Origin of the sequence: Serratia sp. MMO-28, assembly GCF_037199905.1 — a bacterium.
GTDB lineage: Bacteria > Pseudomonadota > Gammaproteobacteria > Enterobacterales > Enterobacteriaceae > Chania > Chania oryzae.
This window is the reverse complement of record NZ_JBBCVB010000006.1, coordinates 201,916-223,142: the sequence shown is the minus strand read 5'-3', so window position 1 is coordinate 223,142 and position 21,227 is coordinate 201,916. Positions and strand designations below refer to the sequence as shown.

The window sequence follows — 21,227 nt, the reverse complement described above, 5'->3', positions numbered from 1 at the left end:
AAGGGGAAGAAGAGGTGCTGCATTAAGACTTTCGTTAGGGATGCGATAACAATAATGAGAATGATGAAGACGGCAAAAACACGACAGCCGGAGAAGGTGCTGCTGCCTACGCTGACGGCCACGGCCCTGCTGGTCAGCGGTAGCCCAGTTCTGGCGCGGGACTACTTTGACCCGGGTTTGCTGTCACTGGGCGGAGTCCAGGAGACGGCGGTGGATCTGGGCAGTTTTGAAACGTCTGGGCAAATCCCGCCGGGAACCTATACCGTCAGCCTGTTTGTCAACCAGGTGGACCGCGGTCAGCATACGCTGGTGTTCAAGGCGGATGCGAACGGGAAGATACAGCCGGAACTGACGCCAGCATTCCTGCATGAACAGGGTGTTAATACTGAAGTCCTGCCCACCTTTGTTGGGCTGCCGAAGGGCGAACCGGTGAAGGACCTGTCGGTGCTTATTCCTGAGTCGCAGGTGAAGTTCGATTTTGCTCAGTTGCGCTTGGACCTCAGCATTCCACAGGTGGCGATGCAGTCCAATGCTCAGGGTTCGGTCGCCCCCGCGCTGTGGGACGAGGGGGTGCCTGCCCTGCTGTTCAACTACAACGTCAACGGTGGGCGTAACTGGCAAAGTGCCCAGTCAGGCATGGGGGGGAGCACCCAGACCAACCTGTTCGGCACGGTGCAGGGCGGGGCCAACCTGCAGGCATGGCGTCTGCGCAGCACCCTGACTACCACGCGCAATACCAGTGATTTGGAAGGCATGATGTCGCAGACCACCCGGCATACGAACTTCAGCAATACCTACCTGCAACGCGACATCCCTGCCTGGCGTTCGGAGGTGTTGGCGGGTGAGAACAGCACCGACAACGACGTGTTTGATAGCGTAATGTTTCGTGGGGTGCGGCTCAACTCCAGTGACGAGATGCTGCCCAACAGCCTGAGGGGTTTTGCGCCGGTCATCAGCGGTATCGCCCAGAGCAACGCCAGGGTGACGGTAAGTCAGAACGGCAACGTGGTTTACCAGACCTATGTGGCGCCCGGTCCGTTCCGTATCGAGGATTTGTTCCAGACAGGCGGTGGTGGCGACCTCACGGTGACCATCACCGAGAGCGACGGCACGGTGCTTACGCAGAGCGTGGCGTTCTCCTCACTACCAGTGATGCGTCGTCCTGGCAGCCTCAAGTATGAACTGACTGCAGGACGTTACAATGGGGGTATTACCGAAGGCTCTCGGGAGGCGACCTTTGTGCAGGGGACCGCAATTTATGGTCTGCCGCGCAACGTTACGCTCTATGGCGGCACCCTGATGGCGAAAGATTATGTCTCCGTGGCGGCGGGGAGTGGGATTTCGCTGGGGCACTTTGGTGCCCTGTCGGCGGACGTGACCACGTCGAGTGCCAAACTGCAGGGGCAGGATGAGCGGCAGTCGGGTACCTCTTACCGGGTACGTTATGCTAAGAGCCTGCTGGAAACCGGCACGTCGGTGGACCTGACGGCGTACCGGTATTCAACACGTCACTACTACAGTTTTGCGGATTTCAACAACCTGGGCTTTGCACTGCGTGATGGCCAGGTACCGTGGGCACTGGAGCGTCAGCGTTCTGCATTCCAGATGCGGGTCAGCCAGCAACTCGATAAATGGGGCTCCCTGTACCTGTCGGCGTCACGCAATGACTACTGGGGGAATGACAAGGTGATGAATATGGTGTCGGCGGGGTACAACAGCAGCTATCGCGGGGTGACCTATGGGCTGGCCTACAGCATTGACCGGCTGAAGGGCGATAACGGCGACTGGCCGGAGAACCGTCAGGTGTCGCTGAACGTGCAGGTGCCGTTCAGCCTGTTCAGTTCTGTGCCAACGCTGAGCCGGGCCTATGCCAGCTACCAGATGACCCATGATAATCACGGGCAGGTACAACAACAGACCGGTATCACTGGAAACGCTTTGGATGACCGGATGTCCTACAGCGTGATGCAAGGGTGGTCGAACGGCCAGAACAGCAGCAACAGCACCTTGAACGCTGGTTACCAGGGTAGCAAGGGGATGGTCGACGGGGGGTACAGCTACAGCAGCAGTAACCGGTCGCTCAACCTGGGGGGGAGTGGTGCCATTCTTGTGCATCCAGGCGGGGTGACGTTGAGCCAGATGTTGGGGAGTTCGGTGGCGGTGGTGAGTGCGCCGGGGGCTGCAGGTACCCAGGTGATGAACGGTGGTAACGTGCAGACGGATGGTCGGGGGTATGCGGTGGTGCCGTACCTCTCGAACTATCAAGCCAACAGCATCAGCCTGAATCCGGCGACGCTGCCAGATGATGTGGACCTGACGCAGTCGAGCGTGAACGTGTACCCGACGAAGGGAGCGGTAGTACTGGCAAACTTTGCGACGCGGGTTGGTTATCAGGCGCTGGTGACCTTGTTGCAGGGTAAAACGCCGGTACCGTTCGGTGCACTGGTGACGGTGGAAGGGGCACCGGGGAGTGAGGCGAATACCGGGATCGTGGGAGACGATGGTCAGGTTTACCTGAGCGGGTTGCCGGAGCAGGGAAGGCTGTGGGTGAACTGGGGCAAGGATGTGGGGCAGCAGTGTCGTGCGGCCTACAGTCTGGAAGGGGCGACGGTGGCGTCAAAGAACAACCCAATACGCACGTTGGTGGTGCGCTGTGAAGGAGGACGGGGATGAGAGCGATGGCAAAGGCAGCGACAAGCGTGGCAGCCCTGATGCTGCTGGTGATGGGCGGGAAACCTGTTGGTGCGGAGACCATCACGATAGGGAAGGGAACAGGGATTGTCTGGGAGGGGATGCCGTTTGACGTCACAATGAGCGGAGCTTTGGGGGACAGTCTGTTGAATAATGTTGCCGGGTTACTTGTTATATCTCCATTATCAAATGCATGTTTAAATAATATAGTAGGTGGGGGACTCACCTCTATTGCTGGCTTTAACGCTTATAAAATTGCTCCCGGTGTAGGGCTAATCCCGAGGGCGGTAGGCTACGCATTTTATACTTTATACAATAACACCCAGGAGACTTTGACGGGAACAATTGGATTACCTCAGACTGGAGGAAGAACTAATTCAGGGTATAACATTACCAATCCAATCACTGGCACACCATTGGGTTCTTTATATTGGTGCCTGCCTCCAAGAATGAATTCAACCAACAATTTCTATAGTGCAACAGGTTCTCGAAATGCTCGTATCTATGGAACTTGGGTGATGGTGGCAGACGGTACGCAGACTTCCCAAAGTATTGATGTCAAGCCTATGTACGCAGGCAGTTATTCTAATAGTCCTTCGGCTGGCAGTAAGTATGTGCAGATTTTTCCGAGTAATATCGCGCTACGTATCTCCACGCTCATCTGCACGGTTATGACCACGACGCAAATCAACTTTGGTAGCGTCCAACGCAATACTCAAAACGGTACCGAATTGGCAAAGCTAACCTACCCGCTGAGTACGTCCTGTACACAGGATGCAGCGAGTGGTGTCAATGCCAATATCAATGTGCAGTTCCGCGCCCTCAGCGGTAATTACAATGCTACCCCCTCCTGGTTATCGTTGACACAGGGGGGCGGTTATATCACGGGTGAAATTGATAACGGTGTTACTGGTAGCGGGGCCTGTACAGGAACTAGTGGAATACCCTTTGATAATACCCAGCTCAAGGTGGGTAATATGACCAGCGCAGAAACCAGCAAGACAACCAGTAATAATGTGACCTGGCGATTGTGCTCCGGGGGGAGCAACCTTCCGACCGGTGCTGTAAATGCATCGGCAGAGGTGTTGGTGACATTTAACTAATAGGTAATCGTGCCACAGTCATAACAACGGCATGCGTGCTACAGTGGTTTGTAGCATCAACGGCTAGCCCTGGTGGTTGCCGTTGGTGTATCAGCAGAAATGCTGGTGATATTTAATTGAGACAGGCTTGCTTAATGGAAGATATATAGGTTTGTTTTTTAAATGCAAGCAAATTTTATCAAATTCCATCTTTTATATCTGGGAGAGTATATATGAAAAAATGGAAAATTATGTTGAGTAGTAATTGCCAGTTCACCCTCGCAGGGTTGGAGCATGTTATCAGTTCTCATGCCGAACTGCTTGAGATGACGGAAGTTGTGAGTTTACCTGTAAGTTGGCTCAGTCATGAAGATTGTATACAGCTTGGCATTGATATTCTTATCGTTCTGCTTGATTCAACTACTGGCGAAATGGTTTTCAAGTTGATTGATAATATCAATAGATGGAATAAAGTTAGCGTGATTTTGTTGACTCCGAGTAATTGTCATGCCGGAGTGAATAATTACCTAATGCAAATGATTAATGCTCGAGCTGTATATAGTGCTACAGTATCAGTATCAACGTTGCAGAACCAACTGCTCGATATAGTCGAAAATCGTTTTTCTACTGATAAAGAAAATATGTTGAAACTTTCTACACGGGAGCAGGTTGTGATTAAATCTTTATTAAAAGGAAAAACTCTGAAGCAGATTGCATCAGAATTAAGGTTGAGTTACAAGACGGTAAGCCACTATAAACGTGCTGCATTAGTAAAGTTAGGAGTGAGTTCATTGTATGGAGTAATGATCCTTGGCTTGTAAAGTAATATGGCAAGCAGTAAATAGGTAGTTGAACGTCTTCCTCATTACGCCGTTGACAAGTAGTTGTCAAAACTCCATGTAAAGCATAAATACGTCCAGATATACTATTGTTTAGTATCACACTTATGTCTATATAAGGCTTCTTAGAAAGGGTGGTTACAATATGCAAACCTTCATACTCGTATTTATTTTTACTGTAATAGTTTTTGTGGTTTATAAGATACTTAACTATATGTCTATGCTACGTAGAAAAAATTTTGTATGTATGATTTTGTTTGTATATGTAGGTATGTTTCTTGTGGTTTTTGGCAGTCTATCCTTTCATGCATGGAGTATTGAGGAAGCAACGAGTGCATCATGTAATTCTAGTCCTGAATGTTATGCAAAAAATCATCATAATCCAGTTGTAAAATGTCAGCTAGAGCTTGAACATAAAGCAACCTTTAGCTATATTTGGATAAGCCGTTCGCCAAGCGAGATATTTACAACTTACTTATGGTTTAAGGAGGGCAAAAAAGAAATACAAGTATTTGGGGGGAATGCTAGATTTATAAATGGCTTTGGGATGCAAATGCCATTGAAATATTTTTGCATTTTCAATGCTGATACAGGAGATATTATTGCATCATCTTTTGAATGACTTTGAATGACTTTGAATGACTTTGGAGGACTTTTCTATTCCATTGCTACTATTCATTTTATTTTTCTGGATAATAATTTACAAGGTGTATGTATAACGTAAGGGCTGACCTCAATGGCAAACAATGCAATTAATGCTAAGTCAAAAAAAGTACAGGCGCGGACGCCTCATGACGTTATTGATGCAATGGAAAAAGCAAAAAAAACGGGTGAAAGTACGGGGCAGTTTATCGTTGCTGCTCTTCGGTCAGAGATTGAACGAAGGTTTCGTAAAAAAGAGCGGCAAAATTCTATAGATTAATTTTATATAACATGTGTATCCAGAGTTAACTTTTGGATATATATGTTAATTTTCTCTAAAGTTACAATTCTCATAATTTTCTATCCTTGAATTTGAAATACTGTCCACTATAACTTTTTTATCATTAGTGAGGGTGTATGGGGTTTTTGATAACTTTGTTGATTTTGTTTTTTATCAGTATTGTCGCATTCTATCTACATTACAGAAGACTATGCCGCTATCGGTTGCCGAAATCACGGCGAAATCACTGTTGCTGCAAGAAAATAAAGTCGAAAGATTAAATAAAAATGTAGGGAAAATAGCTGAGATTTTTTAGCTGAAGGGTTGCTATGCTAATAAACATCACATTGATAGTCAACTCCAGAGTTTCTGGTCCTATGGCCATGGATATAACTCGGCAAGTATTAATAATACATTCTCTTCTTTACGTTGAGCGAATCACTTTGCCTTTATGTATACACTATTTTTTAGCTTCTAAGCCGTATCAGGCTTGAATGGTTGCGTCGCTAAGATAAATCAAGAGAACCGACATTGACAAATGCTGGTGTATCTTCGCCAGATGTTGCCTTTTTAAAGTATCCTAAAATTCCGCTAATAATGCTATTGATTTATCCTTGCAATAGCTGAAATTATAGTGTGCAAGAGGGGGGTTGGCTGGTTCTGTGACCTGGATGTTTTTCATTATGACTATATTATTACCCTGATTTCCTGGCTGCCTCGAGTTTTTGGACTATACTCAAATTTCACAAAATCTGTATGACTAGGTTCTATATCCAAAATAATTCGAGTTGCTTGTAGGTGACAGCTGAATGACAAATCGGTCTTTGACCGATTTGTACGCTGCTTGCAGTGGCCCCGAAGGGCGAGGCCCTAGATGGGCCGAGTAACGCAGCCAACACTCAAGCAACTTGAAGTATAAAGAGTATAGTGAATAAAGATATAACTGTTCCAATTGTACGGAATGAATAAACCATACAATCTCACCCACTATAATTTCGCGAGGTAGTACATGCTGTATGTTGATATTCCTAGCAGTGAAGAGTTTTCTCGTTTATCCGATGTTCGCTCTGATGCCTGCATATCTATCTATCTTGAAACATCTCCTCTGCGTCAACAATTGGAGGCCAGTAAAATTCAGTTGGGCAATTTTATTACAAAGGCTTTGCTACAGGTAGCGGAAAAAGGTTTGGATAAACGCCGCTTGGTGTTATTGGAAGAAGAGCTTCTCTCAGTTTTGGAGGATCCGGACTTTTGGGATCTGCATGCCCGTAGCCTGGTTATTTTGGCAACACCGGATAGTATTTTGACTTATCGCTTAGCGAATGAATTGCCTAACCAGCTTGAGGTGGGGGAACGTTTCTATCTTAAGCCGTTACTGCGGGCGCTTACATTCCCTCATTCAGCCTACATATTGGCGCTGTCGGAAAATCAGGCGCGTCTGATCGAGTTTTTCGCTGATGTGCCAGCGTTAGAGGTTACGGTTCCAAATATGCCGTCGCGTAAACGTGACGCAATGGGGGATGCTGCGTTAAACGATCATCATCACGGTGCGGTTCACCATAAAGTTCGCTTGGCACAATATACGCGGCAAATAGATCAAGCATTACGGCCAATTTTTGCCAATCATGATTATCCGCTTATTTTAGTCAGTACGGAACCATTAGCATCAATTTATCGTTCGACCAACTCGTTACCAAATCTTACCAATGAAACGCTTTCAAGTAATGTTGAACATCTTGGGGTGTCTGAATTAGTAACTCAGGTTCGGCCATTGTTAGAAAATTACTACCAAGCTCAGTTAAATGCTTTGAAAGCACGTTTTGAAACTCGAGCAGGAGAACGGCGGGTAACACAGGAACTATCTGATGCAGCGCGTGCCGCGACCTTTGGTGCTATTGATACGCTATTAATTAATATCGATAGCAGTGTGAACGGTAGCATTGATGATGAGGGGTTAATTACCTTCAGTGGTAGTGATGATGAGATCAGTTACGGTGTGATCGATGAGATCGCGAAACGTGCTCTTGCGACTGGAGCCAAAGTATTAGCAGTTAGAAGCAAAGATCTACCACATGGTGCCGATCTGAATGCAATATTACGCTATCCACTGTAAAAATTGTATTAATTACAAAATCTCAGGCTCGGTTTGAGGGACTTGATATTGGTTTGAGCCCGTAGAGGTTAAAGATTATCACCCTGCTAACAATAGGTTAGCTGGGTGTTTCTTTATGATTTTTTTGAATTAATGATTTTTTGGATGAATATCTGCTGAGTATGCCATTTATCAGGCAACGGGTAAAATTTCAAAATATACCTGCGTACACCATGTTGGCTTTCTTTGAACTAAATTTATTTAAAGTGTAGCAGTTCAACATTCTTAAAATTTCGGCAATCTTATTGTCGCATTTATCTATGGAGTGATTATGGCTATTGATCTCAAACCCCCTCGTACGGTGAGGGAACCCAGTTATCTTGATGCAATGATTCCGGTATTTTCCCTGATCATTTTGGTCGGTTCTTCTGTTACCCTGTTTGGCCTTGATGCTGTCAGCGGTCCCTTACAAGTGGCTATCATTCTTAGCACTATGATTACTGCTGTAGTCATTTTAAAGAATGGCCATACTTGGGATGAGATCTCCGAATCAGGGCGTAAAGGTATTTCAACCGTTGTGGGGGCAATTTTTATTCTGTTTGCCGTAGGGGCGCTGATCGGAACTTGGAATATGTCCGGAACCATCCCCACCATGGTGTATTATGGTATCCAAATGATCACGCCGAACTGGTTCTTCCCTATCGCTTTCCTAGTGTGTGTGGCTGTGTCTATGAGTATCGGCAGTTCTTGGACAACGGCAGGTACATTGGGCGTTGGATTGGTAGGGTTGGCTAACATGCTGGGGCTATCGCCGGAGATCACTGCTGGAGCGATTATCTCTGGTGCTTACGTGGGTGATAAAATCTCGCCGCTGTCGGAAAGCACCGTGTTGGCGGCTCAGTTGAATGATGTACCTCTGTATACACATATTCGCGCACAGCTTTGGACTACCATTCCTGCCGGTGCCATCGCGTTGGCTGCTTTCATTGTTTTTGGTATCAATCAGCACAGCAGTTTTGATAGTACTGTCACCAACAATGAACTTTCCCGATTCAGTGAGCTTTTCCACATAACACCGTGGAATTTGTTACCGCTAATTTTTCTGTTGGGGTTATCGGTATGCAAAGTACCGGCCTCACTGGCGATTATGTGTTCGGCGTTGCTGGCCGGTGTAATGGCTGTTTTTATGCAACCACAGGTAATCGTGCGGTTTGTCGCAGAACCTGATTTAGCCGCGCCATTGCTTGCGGTTAAAGCCATTTGGCTGGCGATGGCAAGTGGTTTTCAAGAGAATTCAGGGATGGTGCAGATCGATGCTTTGCTTTCTCGTGGTGGTATGGACAGTATGTTGCTGACTATTTGGTTGATCATCGGGGCAGTTACCTTTGGGATCATGGTAGATGACTTTGGTTTGCTCAATAAACTGGTTACTCCGTTGCTATTGCGAGCCAAAGGTATTGGTAGCCTGTTTGCTTCTGTTGTGGCAACTGCCTTTGGGCTAAATATTGCCGCTGGCGACCAGTATATTGCTCTGCTGCTGCCGACGCGCCTATTTCGCGGTGAGTTCGCTAAACGTGGGCTTGCACCTGAAAATCTGTCACGTATTGTTTCCGATGCCGGTATTGTCACTTCCCCTCTGATTCCATGGAACTCGTGCGGAGCCTACATGGCGGCTGTATTGGGGGTTTCAACTATGGGGTATATGCCGTTTGCCGTATTTAATGTCGTTGCACCTTTAATGACGCTGGTATTAGGCATTATCGGTATAAATATCCGCCGAATACCTATTGTAGTATTGGAAAACGACTCAAAAGGAAAGGTGCCTGGTTGTAAGCCTACTCAGTGGTAATGAACGTAATTGATAGAATAAATTGCTGATATCCTTTTGGTAAAATGATGTGGAGAGTTATTTACATCTCTACATCAACTTGGCTGATAAGTTACAATGTATTTCTTATCGGCCAAGTTAATACAAATGTTATCAATTAAAATCACATGGCTAGTAAATGGTAAAGGTTTTTATTCCACGATCTACGGAGTTACGTTCAATGAAAAACAATTGCGACTGATTGTTATTCTCCTTGTGACCGTGGTGATGTATAGTGAATTTAGAAAATAAAAATAGGCTAAAATTCGACTGGTTAGTAAGATAATTGATTAAGAAAAACCTTTGTGAAAATTAATTTTTTATTCATCAATGGTGAGTTCATTGAATTTATAATTAAGATTAGTCTCGCTGAGTGATGATATTTAAACATGTTGTTTATTTAATTGCCAATTTTACTGGTCTTTTCAGGGTTTTCTGATGATTTATAGCATGATTAAATTTTACTCGCTTACTGGGATTGTGCCCAATTGACACAATGCCGTTGAAAACTTATATTCATCTCTCTTTTTAGGATGCAATAACCCATAAAGTAAACAAGGTCACCACGATTTTTCTATAAGCTCATTATAATGGGTGTGATGACTGCTATTGAGTTTTTGCAATATTTATTTCTATTAATTTAGACTATATGGATATGTGTGATATGAAAATCAAATCAGTATTAATGTTGTTAGTTGCTGCAGGTTTTGTGACCAATGCTTCTGCCAGAGGTCCAGTAGGCGGTTATGAGTGGGCTGATAATAACCTCACTAACTGTGGAAGAATGTTGACATCAGCGACCGTGCCGCAGAAGGATAAAAATATAATGGTGGTACCGGGTGGCACCTGTACTCTTTCTGTTAATGCAGCAGAAAAGGCCATGGCTATCGATGCGGCATCGATGAAAATGAACGAGAAAGAGATGGCTCCACTGGCGAAGAAAGCTCAGGCTTACATCAATAATAATAACGATTTTGATCGTGAAGGCATGATTGCTTGGAGCACCTACTCTATGCTAGATGATGAGAATAAAAATATCATCCGGATTACTCAACTTCGCGCCAGCAAAGTTGCTATTGTTAAGCCTTATATAAAATAATGTTTTAATATACATCTTAAATCATTTGAGTGTCTGTTAGACAGCAACTGTCTTTTCGTCATAGTGAAACTCTGATTTTATAGGGGAGACTATTAACGGCTCTGTCGCTTAGATGGCTTTGGGTATAATTTAATAATAGATGAACGAAGTGTATATATTCACTTCGTTCTTTTTTATTTGTCATATGTCTAGTGAAGAGAAATGATTGGATTTAGAGTGAAAAGGAAATTCATAGTATTAAAAAAGGGAGGCTTGTTTATTACACTCATACTCACTAGTCTTACGGCATTTGCAACCCCTTCACAACGCATTAACCTCATGTTCGAGTTAAAGCCCTTGGGTAAAACGTTTCTTACCACGGTTGATGATGATGGCTGCATTGACAATACGGCACTGTTAAAAATAGCCACACTGAAAAACCTGCTTGCCAAGGGCCGAAACTGTACTACGTTTACTGAGTTGAACGATGCAGGATTTAGTACTAACCAATTTGAGCAGTTCAATTTGGTTGTGATCAGAAAAATTCAGGAAGAGAAGCAAAGTGATGAAATTGATGAGGGTATGGATGCTGCATTTATCAACTATGAAATAGAACATACAGACGAGCATAATAATAACCAAAATAGCACCAGAGAGAATTACCAGCTTGATTCCGGGGCCAACTTAAGCGGTTGGATGCTAAGGCATAGCGGTCATTACGATAAGCGAAAAGAGCAGAAAGGCTGGCTTAATGACTCTCTCTCTGTCAGCCGTAATCTACTGTCTGCCAGGTCTGTCTTAAAACTGGGTGATGGCAGTGGCGGTAATGATATTTTTAGTAATAATCCACGTACAGGCGTTGCTTTTTATAGTGATGACCGGCTGTTACCTAAAGGTAAACGCCCGGTGATGGGCCATATTCAAGGCGTTGCGCGCACCTCTGCTGAAGTCACCCTCCAGCAAGGTAACCGCATTTTACTTATAAAGCGTGTTAAACCAGGCAGTTTTAGTTTTAAAAATGTCGAAGTTGCCGATTCTGAAAACTCATTGATGATGATGGTACGGGAATCTGACGGCACGGTAACGGTAACCACAATCCCGCTGTTAGTTTTACCGACAATCACAGCAGAAGGTAACGTGAAGTATGATATTTTTGTCGGGAAAACTCATCCTGAGGTTTGGGATACCGCAGCAGGGAAACCTTACTCGCAGCTGACAGCCGTTTATGGCCTTACCAAGGCAGTATCAGCTTATGGCGGTTATCTCTATGGTAATAATTATTTTTCCAGCGCATTTGGGCTTGGGTTTAATTTGCACAAGGCTGGTTTGTTCTCTGTTGATTATAAAAGCGTACGCTACCGAAATAACAGTAATGAAGGTAAGTATGGTGATGTAATTAAAACGCGCTATGCTGTAGGAATGCTGAGTGGGCAATTAACTACGAATATTCAGGGGTCTTTTTACCCGAATAGTCAATATCTTTCGCTCACAGAGTATGTGGATACGCGAGCAGAAGATCAAGATTACCCATTTCTATCAAAGATATATGCAAATCGTCAATACCAGTTGGAAGCCAGTTTACAATATAATTTGCAGCAAGGAGCACTATTCAGTTCTCTTTCAAATAATTGGGATCGCGATCGGAACAGAATGACGGTGCTTAATGCTGGTGTTACCCTATTGCATAAAGGCATCACTTATTCAGCGTTTGCTATGTATATCAAAGGCAGTACATATAGTGAAAATCGCAGCATAAATATAACTGTAGGCATTCCATTAAATATTTTTGAAGATAGCAGTATAAGATTGCAGCCTGGGATGAATAGCTACAATGGCAAGATGACAAAATCAATTATGGTTTCAGGATCTGCGTTGCGTGATTCAAGCTTTACCTATAACAGTAGTTATGATGAGCGATATCATGAGACAGCGGCTTTCGCTAACTATCAATACAGCGCGGGCGATACTACGTTGCGATATATGAAAAATCCTGACCGTGAGAGAATAGCCTACAACCAAAGCGGCAGCGTAGTCTTGCATCCCAAAGGCATTACTCTGGGGCAGCGTGTCGGTGATACTTTTGGTATTGCCTGTATTGAGCAAGAGCCAGGAATTGGCATCATCAACCAGATCGGTTTAGCCACGAATAGTCAGGGATGTGCGATTGTAAGTAATCTTGCGGCCTACAGTGATAATCGAATTGCGATTGATCAAATGACACTGCCTGCAGGAAAAATGATCGCAAACGATGAGAATATCTATCCTGCAGAGGGGGCAATCGTGCTGAGAAAATATCAATTAAAGGATGTTCCATAGATGGTCAATGATTTTTGAAGTAGGGGTGTACAGTTTTTAACTGATTGAATCACTTTGGGGGTCTTGGAGGTTATACTCTTAGCGGAAAAGAGATTTTCATGTTATTTAATTGTTATATTCTCTCATATGCCGGTGTTACTCTCATTACTGCACGCTAAGCTATTGTTATGTAGGCTGGTAAAATGAATACACAATACCCGTCATACTTCAAGTTGCTTGGGTGTTGGCTGCCTTCGTTCACCCTGGTCACATAATTTATCTATGCTCCCAGGGCTTCACTCAGTTGCCGCCTACAAGCAACTCGAATTATTTGGGTATATACTGAAGACCAGAGCACTAGAAAAAATAAGACGTAAACGATGACGAGACAATAATGCGTGTAATATTTAATAGCATAGCGTTGAGCATTCTCTTGAGTTGATTTTACTTTATCAAATATTAAACTAATATTAAATAGTGACTCCTGTAGTGGCCTTGCTCAACTGTGGTTACTTATACACTGACTACTTCTCACTTCAATAGGCATATGTAAATGAATGTAGTTAAAAAAAACCTTCCATGTACCCTGATGGTGTTCCCTATTAAACGGATAAGCCATGCGGTCTACCAAATTTTACGTTGCTCCTCCAGGCTATCGAAGACGACTCGGCGTGTTCATGTCGGGATCGCGATACTGTCCTTAATGGCTTTCCCTAACATTATTTTCGCTGCTTGCTTACCGAGCCCTGTGAGCAACGGCACCACGATTTGTGATACCAGCAACGTACAAAGTACCCCCGTTGGCACTGGGCCAGGGCTCGACAATGTTACCCTCAACATTACCCCGTCTGCACAGATCGATATCACCGATACCATCGGAAGTGCGATCTCGCTTGGTAATGGTGCTGTTATCACTATTGGTAACAACGCTTTTGTACAGAATAATGGGGATGGTGCAGGCACGCTTGGGCCATGGGGAACAGGGTACAATACTATTGAATTCGGCAGTTTGAGCACGCTGCTTATTCAGAGTGGTGCCCAAGTACGCTCAGTGGGCGCGTCGGGACAAGTTGAAGCCATTAATCCGGCTGGTTTTGCTAATACCATAACCAATTATGGCCTTATTTATGCCAAAAATAGCTCAGCTATATGGTTGCAGAATAAGACCAATGGTGCTTCGAACGTTATTAATAACTATGGAACGATTCAAACAGATGCAAGCTCAGGTATTGCTATTGGAGAAAGCGGTTCTAATGGGCTGAATTTCACTAACTACACTGGCTCTTCAGTTATTGGTCACTTTTCTCTGGGAGGGGGGGCTGATAACCTGGTTTTTCATAACGGCTCCACGGTGACTGGTAGGGTTGATGGGGGGGGGGCGGAACAAACTCATTAACATTTCTGGGTATTGAAGGCTCCAACGATACCTTGGCCGGGAGTATTAACCACTTTCAAACGCTTACTAAAGATGGTGCAGGGCAATGGATACTGAACGGCACGCTGAATGACGTGGGTCTACATGTTATTCAGGGAACTTTAGCCATTGCTAATACTGTTACCAATCTCACTGCTCTACCGCTTATTGATCTTGGTGGAACGCTGCAAATCGGTTCAGGTGGTACCACAGGGAGTCTCACCAGCGACATCATCAATAATGGCACTTTGGCATTCAACCGCTCAAACACGCTTACCTTTGCCAACTTAATTTCGGGGACCGGGGGGATCACACAAGCGGGTTCAGGTACCACTAACGTCAGTACAGCCCAATCTTATACAGGAAAAACCGTTGTTAATGCGGGCACGTTGCAAACGGGGGTAACAGATGTCTTTGCCAGCAGTTCAGACGTTATCGTTAATGGCGGCACCCTCAACTTGGCCGGTAACAATCAACGGGCCAACCGTCTGGCCGGGGCTGGCGGTACTGTTTTACTCAGTGGGGCAACATTAACGGCGAATAACGCTACCACTGCAGACAATACCACCTTTGCTGGCACCATCACTGACGGCGGCTTAGCCAGTAGTCGCCTGGTTAAAATCGGGCAAGGCAAATTAACGCTGACTGCCAACAATGCGTTTGGCAGCGTTGATGTGCAGGAGGGCACGCTGCAATTCGAACAAGCAAACGCCTCTACCACGTTGGGGAATTACACTACACAGGCGGATGCAACGACGACGATAGGAATGAACAATTCGACCCTTAATGTGGCGGGAGTGTTCACTCAGGCTGACGGAGCGACGCTGAATGTGACATTGGGAGCATCGCCGGACATCGTAGCCCAAAGTGCCAATCTTGGCGGTACGCTGATAGTCAATGGCTTCTCCGACACGCAAGATCCAGCCAAAGCGAGCAGCGTGACCAGCATGGGTTATATTCTGCTGCATACCCAGGACGGCATCACAGGGAACTTTGTTAACCAACCCCTGGAGCAAACCGGCCTGGATTACCTGCTGCATGATGGGCATGTCGATATTGCCAATGGCGGATTCGACTATGAATTGGGCTTCCGCCTGGCCTGGACAGAGGGTGGGCAAGAGGCGGCCACCGGCAGCTTTACCCTCAATGAGGGAACAGGATTTGATGTCGATATCGCGTTGAATAACCAACCGGTGCCGGATGGTGGTTTTGCCAGCGGCTGGGACGGGCAGAGTCTGGTGAAAGACGGCGCAGGGCGTTTGGTGCTGTCGGCACAAAATGGTTATACCGGCTCCACGACCGTTAAGGATGGGGTACTGGAATTTAATACTGCCAACAGTATTGCCACCAGCAGCGACGTCATCGTCAATGGTGGCATCGTCAACCTCAAGGGGAATGACCAGCAGTTTAACCGCCTGGCCGGTAGCGGTGGTGAGATCCAGTTAAACGGTGCGGCGCTGACGGTGATGAATACGACCGCGGCGGATAACAGCCTGTATACGGGCGCTATCACCGGTAACGGTACCTTTATCAAGAAGGGGGCTGGCAACCTGACCCTGAGCGGCGATACCGCCTGGGTGGGGGATACTGAACTGCAGGCGGGTAGCTTGATTTTGGATGGCACTACGGGAGGAGCCCGGCTAACCAGCAATGTGGTGGGGCAGAGCGGCAGCCAGTTGAGCCTGGTTAACGGTGCCAGCCTGACGGGGTGGATTGACCCGACGGATGTGGTTATCGACAGTGCCAGCCAGTGGAATATGACGGCCAACTCTCAGGTCGCCACTCTGGCTCACGGCGGCACGTTGAACTTTGTCGCCCCTGGCGCAGGTGGCTTCAAGATCCTGGATGTTGCGGGTAACTATGTGGGTAACAACGGCCTGTTGGTGATGAATACCCGCTTGGGAGATGACAGTTCGTTGACGGATAAGCTGGTGGTGAAAGGTGACACTGCGGGCACCACCCGGGTGCAGATCGTCAATGCTGGCGGTAGCGGGGCCCAGACGCTCAACGGTATCGAAGTCATTACGGTCGGCGGCCAGTCAGATGGGGAGTTTGTTCAGGCCGGGCGCATTGTGGCGGGAGCCTACGATTACACCCTGGCGCGCGGCACGGCGGCTGATACGGCGGTTAACTGGTATCTTACCAGCCAATCGCGCGATGGCGGTTTAGATATCCGTCCTGAAGCCGGGGCCTACAATACTAACCTGGCGGCAGCCAACACCCTGTTTGTGACCCGCTTGCATGATCGGTTGGGTGAGACACAGTACATTGACGTGCTGACGGGCGAACACAAGGTCACCAGTATGTGGCTGCGTAATGAAGGCGGACATAATCGCTCCCGTGATGAAAGCGGTCAGTTGAACACCCAGGCCAACCGTTATGTGCTGCAGCTGGGCGGGGATATTGCCCAATGGAGCCATGATGGACTGGACCGTTACCATCTGGGGCTGATGGCGGGTTACGGCAATAGCAAGAGCAACACAGCTTCACATCAGTCCAATTACGATGCGAAAGGGTCGGTAGACGGTTACAGCGTGGGAGTTTATGGCACCTGGTATGCTAATGCGGCTGATAAATCAGGCTGGTATGTCGATAGCTGGGCGCAGTACGGTTGGTTCGACAACAGCGTTACCAGCCAGGGCATGTCGAGCGAGGAGTACAAATCGAAAGGGGTGACGGCGTCGGTTGAAAGTGGTTATACCTTTAAGCTTGGGGAGAATACGGCGCAAAATATGCGCTATTTCATCCAGCCGAAAGCACAGCTAACCTGGATGGGAGTGAAGGCCGATGACCATCGCGAAGCGAATGGTACCTGGGTTAAGGGGGAAGGGGATGGCAATATCCAGACTCGCCTGGGTGTGAAAGCCTTTATCAATGGTTATAGCGATCAGGATAAGGGCAAAGAGCGGGTGTTCCAGCCATTTGTAGAGGCCAACTGGGTACACAACAGCAAGGACTTTGGCAGCAATATGGATGGGGTCAGCGTCAAGCAAGCGGGCGCTGCGAACATTGGTGAATTGAAACTGGGTGTGGAAGGGCAACTCAGCAAGCAGGTGAATCTGTGGGGCAATGTTGGCCAGCAGGTAGGCAACAAAGGTTACAGTGATACAACTGCAATGTTGGGGGTGAAATATAACTTCTAACTCGGTATACAAGCCCCGTGCTGCAGCGGCCTGAGCCTACCCGCTGTGGATGTTGCAACACCTTCGGCCCCATCGATACCACTGCGGTTTGGTACTTGCTGGGGCCGAGCCAAGAAAGCCGGTCATGCCTGAGGCTCGGGGCCATAACGGGTTGAATTTCCTCGCAGATTTAGCCGTCAGGAAGGGTAATAAACTAAAATAATGACTGCTGTATTCATTAAAATGGGGGTATATAAAAAGCTATACCACAAACTGCGCAATTCCTTTATCCAGATCGTCAAGCAGTTGCCTGATCTGCTGCAGTTCAGTGGCAATATCAGTGGCATCAAAGGCAGATAAAAGCTGATTTTCCAGTTTATCTACCTGCATATGGAGTTTATGCGCCCCCAGTAGCTGCGCCGTTCCATTGATGCGGTGTAAATGGTGTTTGAGCACTGCAACGTCGGCGCTTTCAACCGCCTTAAACGCCATCATAAGGTCGCGCCGGTTCTCTTTTTGTGCATCTTCAAGGGCGGCTTTCATCAGCGGCCTATTTCCCATGGCTAACAAGGCTAGCTTTTCAAGATCATAGCCAATATCAGCCTTGTTTTGGTGTAGTGAACTCAGTAACGACTCTAACTGTTGCAGGTTTAGCGGTTTGAACAGGCAGGCATTCATCCCGGCAGCCATACAGCGCTGGTGCTCTTCAGACTGCGCCGAGGCTGTCAGCCCCCAAATGGTTATCTTATTACCGGTTTGCCGAATCGCCTTGGTCAACGCAATTCCATCCATTTCCGGCATGTTAAGGTCGGTAATGATCACGTCGTAGCGCTTGTTGTTAATAGCGTTTAGGGCTTGAAGACCATTTTCCGCTTCATCAGCTTGTGCGCCAAGAGCCTGCAGTTGCCGTTGTAACAACAGCCGGTTAGAGGAGTGATCGTCCACAATCAGAATAGAGATCGGGCTTAATGAGGCAGCAATTTCGCTGGCGTGTAATGGCTCACTTTGCCGTTGTTCGGTGCGATCAAGGGTTACTGCCGCCGTTAGCGTTAACGTGAATTTTGTCCCTTTCCCCAATTGGCTTTGTAGATCGATACGCCCCCCCAGCAGGGAAAACAGCTCCTTACTGATAGCAAGCCCCAAACCAGAGCCGGTGTGTTGGCGCCCCGAATCAGCCTGGATAAAGGGTTGGAACAGCTGCTCCTGCTGCTCCGGCGCAATGCCCGGCCCGGTATCTTCAATGGTGATGACGACCTCGCTTTGCCCATCTCCAACAGTGCGTGAGGTGGCAGAAACCAGCACGCTTCCCGCCGAGGTAAATTTGACAGCATTGCCGATAAGGTTGGTTAACACTTGCCCAAGCGGCTGAGGATCCAGCCAAAAGCGCGCCCCTGCGTCCAACAGACTGGTCCAACCCAGTCTCAACTCTTTTTGCACGGCGATGCCGTCAAACAGGCTCACCTTTTCACGAATTAACGCGTTGATATCCACCCATTGTGGTACGAGTTCATATTTACCCGACTCGATCTTTTCCAGATCAAGGATTTCGCCAATCAGCGCAAGCAGAGAGCGGGAGGCGCTCCAGGCCTGCTGGACAGAGGTTTTATCCTGCGCTGAAACAATCTCCGACGAACGTTGTAAAAGCTCGAGAAAACCGACGATCGCGTTCACCGGCGTACGAATTTCATGGCTCATGCGGGCCAGAAAGATCCTCTTCTCGCCGTTAGCCTTCAGGGCTTTGTCTTTCTCATCTTCCAAAGCGGCCATCAGCACTTTTGTTTCTGTGACATCTTGCCAGCCGCAGATCACCACCGAGGATTCGTCACCGGGCATAGGGCATAACGTCATCCAGTGCCGAATTTGCCGCTCTTCACTGCCGTTATTCAGAATGAAGTCGTGAACAACCACCTGAGCCGGCTCCAGCCCTTGCCGGATCGCCTGATTCACCGTTAAAAATAATGCACTAAAGGGGTACCGGCTATCGTAGAGCGAATGGAGAATTTTCTCCTGATCCTGCTCGGGGAAGAAGGCGAGAAACGCTTTATTGTAGTTAAGTAACTCCCCTGTCAAAGTGACGGTGTAAACCGGCATCGGAATGGCATTCGACAGGCTGTTGATAAACTGCAGTTGCGCTTTTAGCTGTTGTTGCGAGCGCTTTCTTTTGCGCATTTCGACAGAAAGATAGGCTCCCCAGATCAGGCTGCTGGCCACCAGCAGCGCGGCAAATATCGCCACCTGATAAAACTGTTTATCATAAAGATCCCAGGTATCAATGGTGATCTTTGGCATTTTGAGCCATTTCCCTGTCAGCTGGAGGATCTCTTTTTGCGGGATATTATCCAACGCTTTGTCCAAGATCTGGCGTAATTCCGGTACTGCACGCGACACGGCGAAAACAATTGCGGCGTAGTCACCGCCCTTTATCGGCGCGTATTTCAGTTGTTCAGGGTAGTAATGTTCGCTCAGATAGCGTGCCGTTAGCTGATTAGCAATACCGGCGTCAACCCGTCCATTCGCCACCAGGTTCACGGCAACGCTGGAGTTTTCTACGAGGGTCCAATTGATATCCGGGTATTTTGTTTTGAGCTGTGTTAGCAGCGGATGATTTAAGGCAATAGCCACCTGCATACCCGATGCCAATTCAGCGGCCTTACCAACGCTGTTTTTAACCACCACCACAAACGGCGTTGTTATTAATGGATGGGTAAAAGCCAGTTGCTTGCTGCGGCTTAAATCATAGGTCTCCGCCTGTATCAAATGCCATGCGCCTTTATCCATCTCTTTGAGCATTTCATCATTCGACTTAACGATAATCGGCTCAAACTCCAGGCCAGTCTGCAGGCTGACCAAATTGAGGATATCCCCAATCATTCCACGAACGTCAAGATTACTGTCGGTCATGGTAAAGGGGACAAAGTAAGGGTTAATCAGGATCCTCAATTTTTTGTTCTGACTTAACCAACGCTTTTCATCTGACGTTAGATTAAGCTTTTCAGTCATAAACGCCAGATTACCTTGATCAAGCCAGCCTTGAGTAATTTGATTATGCGTTTTCTCATCCACTGCGGAGATAAAGTGGTCGATGATGGTTTTTAACCTCTCCTGGTGAGCCGGCAGCAGAAATACGCTTTCCTTACGTTCCCGCCCCCAAAATTTCACCATACTCAACGCCATATTAAAATCTTGGGCAATAGTCGCGCTACTGGTTAAGTTATCCCCCATGTAATAGTCATTGTAGCCGTTCGCGACGGCAGACAGTGCCTCGTAAACGCTGGGGAAGTGGGTGACCTGCGCATTAGGAAAAGATTGCTTGATAAATGACTCGGGTGGGTAGTTATTCGCAATCGCTACCGATGTGAACTGCTCACTATGCAACGGCTCCATCACATTCGATAAGCGGGTAATCAACGTCGGCCAAGAGTAGAAGACCGGCAGTGTAGGCAGTAGGCCATCGTGAGCTTGCGGCTTATAGAGCAGGTTCGTCAGCAGCAGATCGGCATTTCCCGCTTTCAGCGCGGCGATCGCTTCTGCCTCGCTGGTAAAACGGAATACCTCAATGGGCACATTAAGCGAGCGTTGCATCAGGACAAGATAATCAGCATTGATACCACGATACCGACCTGTCACCGAATTTAACGTCAGCGGAGGATTATCTGGTGGGATCACCGCCACGCGGATCGCTTTCTTCTGTTTTAACCATTGCGTGTCATCTTGGCTGAGATAAACAGATACCGCAGGAATATGGTTATATCCCGACAAATCGAGCGTTATCGGCGCCACCGAGGTGGCTGCCATGCTAGTGATACTGAAGAATAGAAGAAGGAA

At 47.2% G+C, this 21,227-nt stretch carries 12 protein-coding genes; 11 read left to right on the top strand and 1 reads right to left on the bottom strand.

Going from position 1 to position 21,227, the window contains the following annotated elements:
* Positions 1 to 54: 54 nt before the first annotated feature.
* The 11 genes from WG891_RS07645 to WG891_RS07595 all read left to right on the top strand — a co-directional run bounded on the left by WG891_RS07645 (position 55) and on the right by WG891_RS07595 (position 17,423).
* Entirely contained in the window at positions 55 to 2,673 is a 2,619-nt protein-coding gene (locus WG891_RS07645) for a fimbria/pilus outer membrane usher protein (protein ID WP_337265198.1), read from the top strand.
* Positions 2,670 to 3,794, top strand: a complete 1,125-nt coding sequence (locus WG891_RS07640) for a hypothetical protein (protein WP_337262271.1) — start codon at positions 2,670 to 2,672, stop codon at positions 3,792 to 3,794. The genes WG891_RS07645 and WG891_RS07640 overlap by 4 nt, the downstream gene beginning before the upstream one ends.
* Before the next feature lie 212 nt (positions 3,795 to 4,006).
* A complete protein-coding gene (locus WG891_RS07635) occupies positions 4,007 to 4,594 on the top strand; it encodes a helix-turn-helix transcriptional regulator (RefSeq protein ID WP_337262270.1) in 588 nt (195 codons plus the stop codon).
* A gap of 163 nt (positions 4,595 to 4,757) precedes the next feature.
* On the top strand, positions 4,758 to 5,234 hold the full coding sequence (locus WG891_RS07630; RefSeq protein ID WP_337262269.1) for a hypothetical protein: 477 nt from the start codon (positions 4,758 to 4,760) through the stop codon (positions 5,232 to 5,234).
* A 114-nt stretch (positions 5,235 to 5,348) separates the two neighbouring features.
* Positions 5,349 to 5,534, top strand: coding sequence for a YlcI/YnfO family protein (locus WG891_RS07625; RefSeq protein ID WP_337262268.1), 186 nt, complete (start codon positions 5,349 to 5,351; stop codon positions 5,532 to 5,534).
* 1,009 nt (positions 5,535 to 6,543) lie between these two features.
* Positions 6,544 to 7,647, top strand: coding sequence for a baeRF11 domain-containing protein (locus WG891_RS07620; protein ID WP_337262267.1), 1,104 nt, complete (start codon positions 6,544 to 6,546; stop codon positions 7,645 to 7,647).
* Between the two features lie 310 nt (positions 7,648 to 7,957).
* Entirely contained in the window at positions 7,958 to 9,475 is a 1,518-nt protein-coding gene (locus tag WG891_RS07615) for a Na+/H+ antiporter NhaC family protein (RefSeq protein ID WP_337262266.1), read from the top strand.
* Between the two features lie 682 nt (positions 9,476 to 10,157).
* The gene (locus tag WG891_RS07610) at positions 10,158 to 10,592 is read left to right on the top strand and encodes a hypothetical protein (protein WP_337262265.1); all 435 of its coding nucleotides are present in this window, start codon (positions 10,158 to 10,160) and stop codon (positions 10,590 to 10,592) included.
* Positions 10,593 to 10,808: 216 nt separating this feature from the next.
* Positions 10,809 to 12,887, top strand: a complete 2,079-nt coding sequence (locus tag WG891_RS07605) for a fimbria/pilus outer membrane usher protein (RefSeq protein WP_337262264.1) — start codon at positions 10,809 to 10,811, stop codon at positions 12,885 to 12,887.
* 532 nt (positions 12,888 to 13,419) lie between these two features.
* Positions 13,420 to 14,262, top strand: a complete 843-nt coding sequence (locus WG891_RS07600) for a hypothetical protein (RefSeq protein WP_337262263.1) — start codon at positions 13,420 to 13,422, stop codon at positions 14,260 to 14,262.
* A gap of 32 nt (positions 14,263 to 14,294) precedes the next feature.
* On the top strand, positions 14,295 to 17,423 hold the full coding sequence (locus WG891_RS07595; RefSeq protein ID WP_337262262.1) for an autotransporter outer membrane beta-barrel domain-containing protein: 3,129 nt from the start codon (positions 14,295 to 14,297) through the stop codon (positions 17,421 to 17,423).
* Between the two features lie 240 nt (positions 17,424 to 17,663).
* Here WG891_RS07595 and WG891_RS07590 read toward each other — a convergent pair whose 3' ends face one another.
* On the bottom strand, positions 17,664 to 21,197 hold the full coding sequence (locus WG891_RS07590; RefSeq protein ID WP_337262261.1) for a response regulator: 3,534 nt from the start codon (positions 21,195 to 21,197) through the stop codon (positions 17,664 to 17,666).
* Positions 21,198 to 21,227: the final 30 nt, after the last annotated feature.

What these genes read in the sequence shown, in the direction of transcription:
- WG891_RS07645 (WP_337265198.1), top strand. Translation starts at nt 55, where the DNA reads ATGAGAATGATGAAGACGGCAAAAACACGACAGCCGGAGAAGGTGCTG.
- WG891_RS07640 (WP_337262271.1), top strand. Translation starts at nt 2,670, where the DNA reads ATGAGAGCGATGGCAAAGGCAGCGACAAGCGTGGCAGCCCTGATGCTG.
- WG891_RS07635 (WP_337262270.1), top strand. Translation starts at nt 4,007, where the DNA reads ATGAAAAAATGGAAAATTATGTTGAGTAGTAATTGCCAGTTCACCCTC.
- WG891_RS07630 (WP_337262269.1), top strand. Translation starts at nt 4,758, where the DNA reads ATGCAAACCTTCATACTCGTATTTATTTTTACTGTAATAGTTTTTGTG.
- WG891_RS07625 (WP_337262268.1), top strand. Translation starts at nt 5,349, where the DNA reads ATGGCAAACAATGCAATTAATGCTAAGTCAAAAAAAGTACAGGCGCGG.
- WG891_RS07620 (WP_337262267.1), top strand. Translation starts at nt 6,544, where the DNA reads ATGCTGTATGTTGATATTCCTAGCAGTGAAGAGTTTTCTCGTTTATCC.
- WG891_RS07615 (WP_337262266.1), top strand. Translation starts at nt 7,958, where the DNA reads ATGGCTATTGATCTCAAACCCCCTCGTACGGTGAGGGAACCCAGTTAT.
- WG891_RS07610 (WP_337262265.1), top strand. Translation starts at nt 10,158, where the DNA reads ATGAAAATCAAATCAGTATTAATGTTGTTAGTTGCTGCAGGTTTTGTG.
- WG891_RS07600 (WP_337262263.1), top strand. Translation starts at nt 13,420, where the DNA reads ATGAATGTAGTTAAAAAAAACCTTCCATGTACCCTGATGGTGTTCCCT.
- WG891_RS07590 (WP_337262261.1), bottom strand. Translation starts at nt 21,197, where the DNA reads ATGGCAGCCACCTCGGTGGCGCCGATAACGCTCGATTTGTCGGGATAT.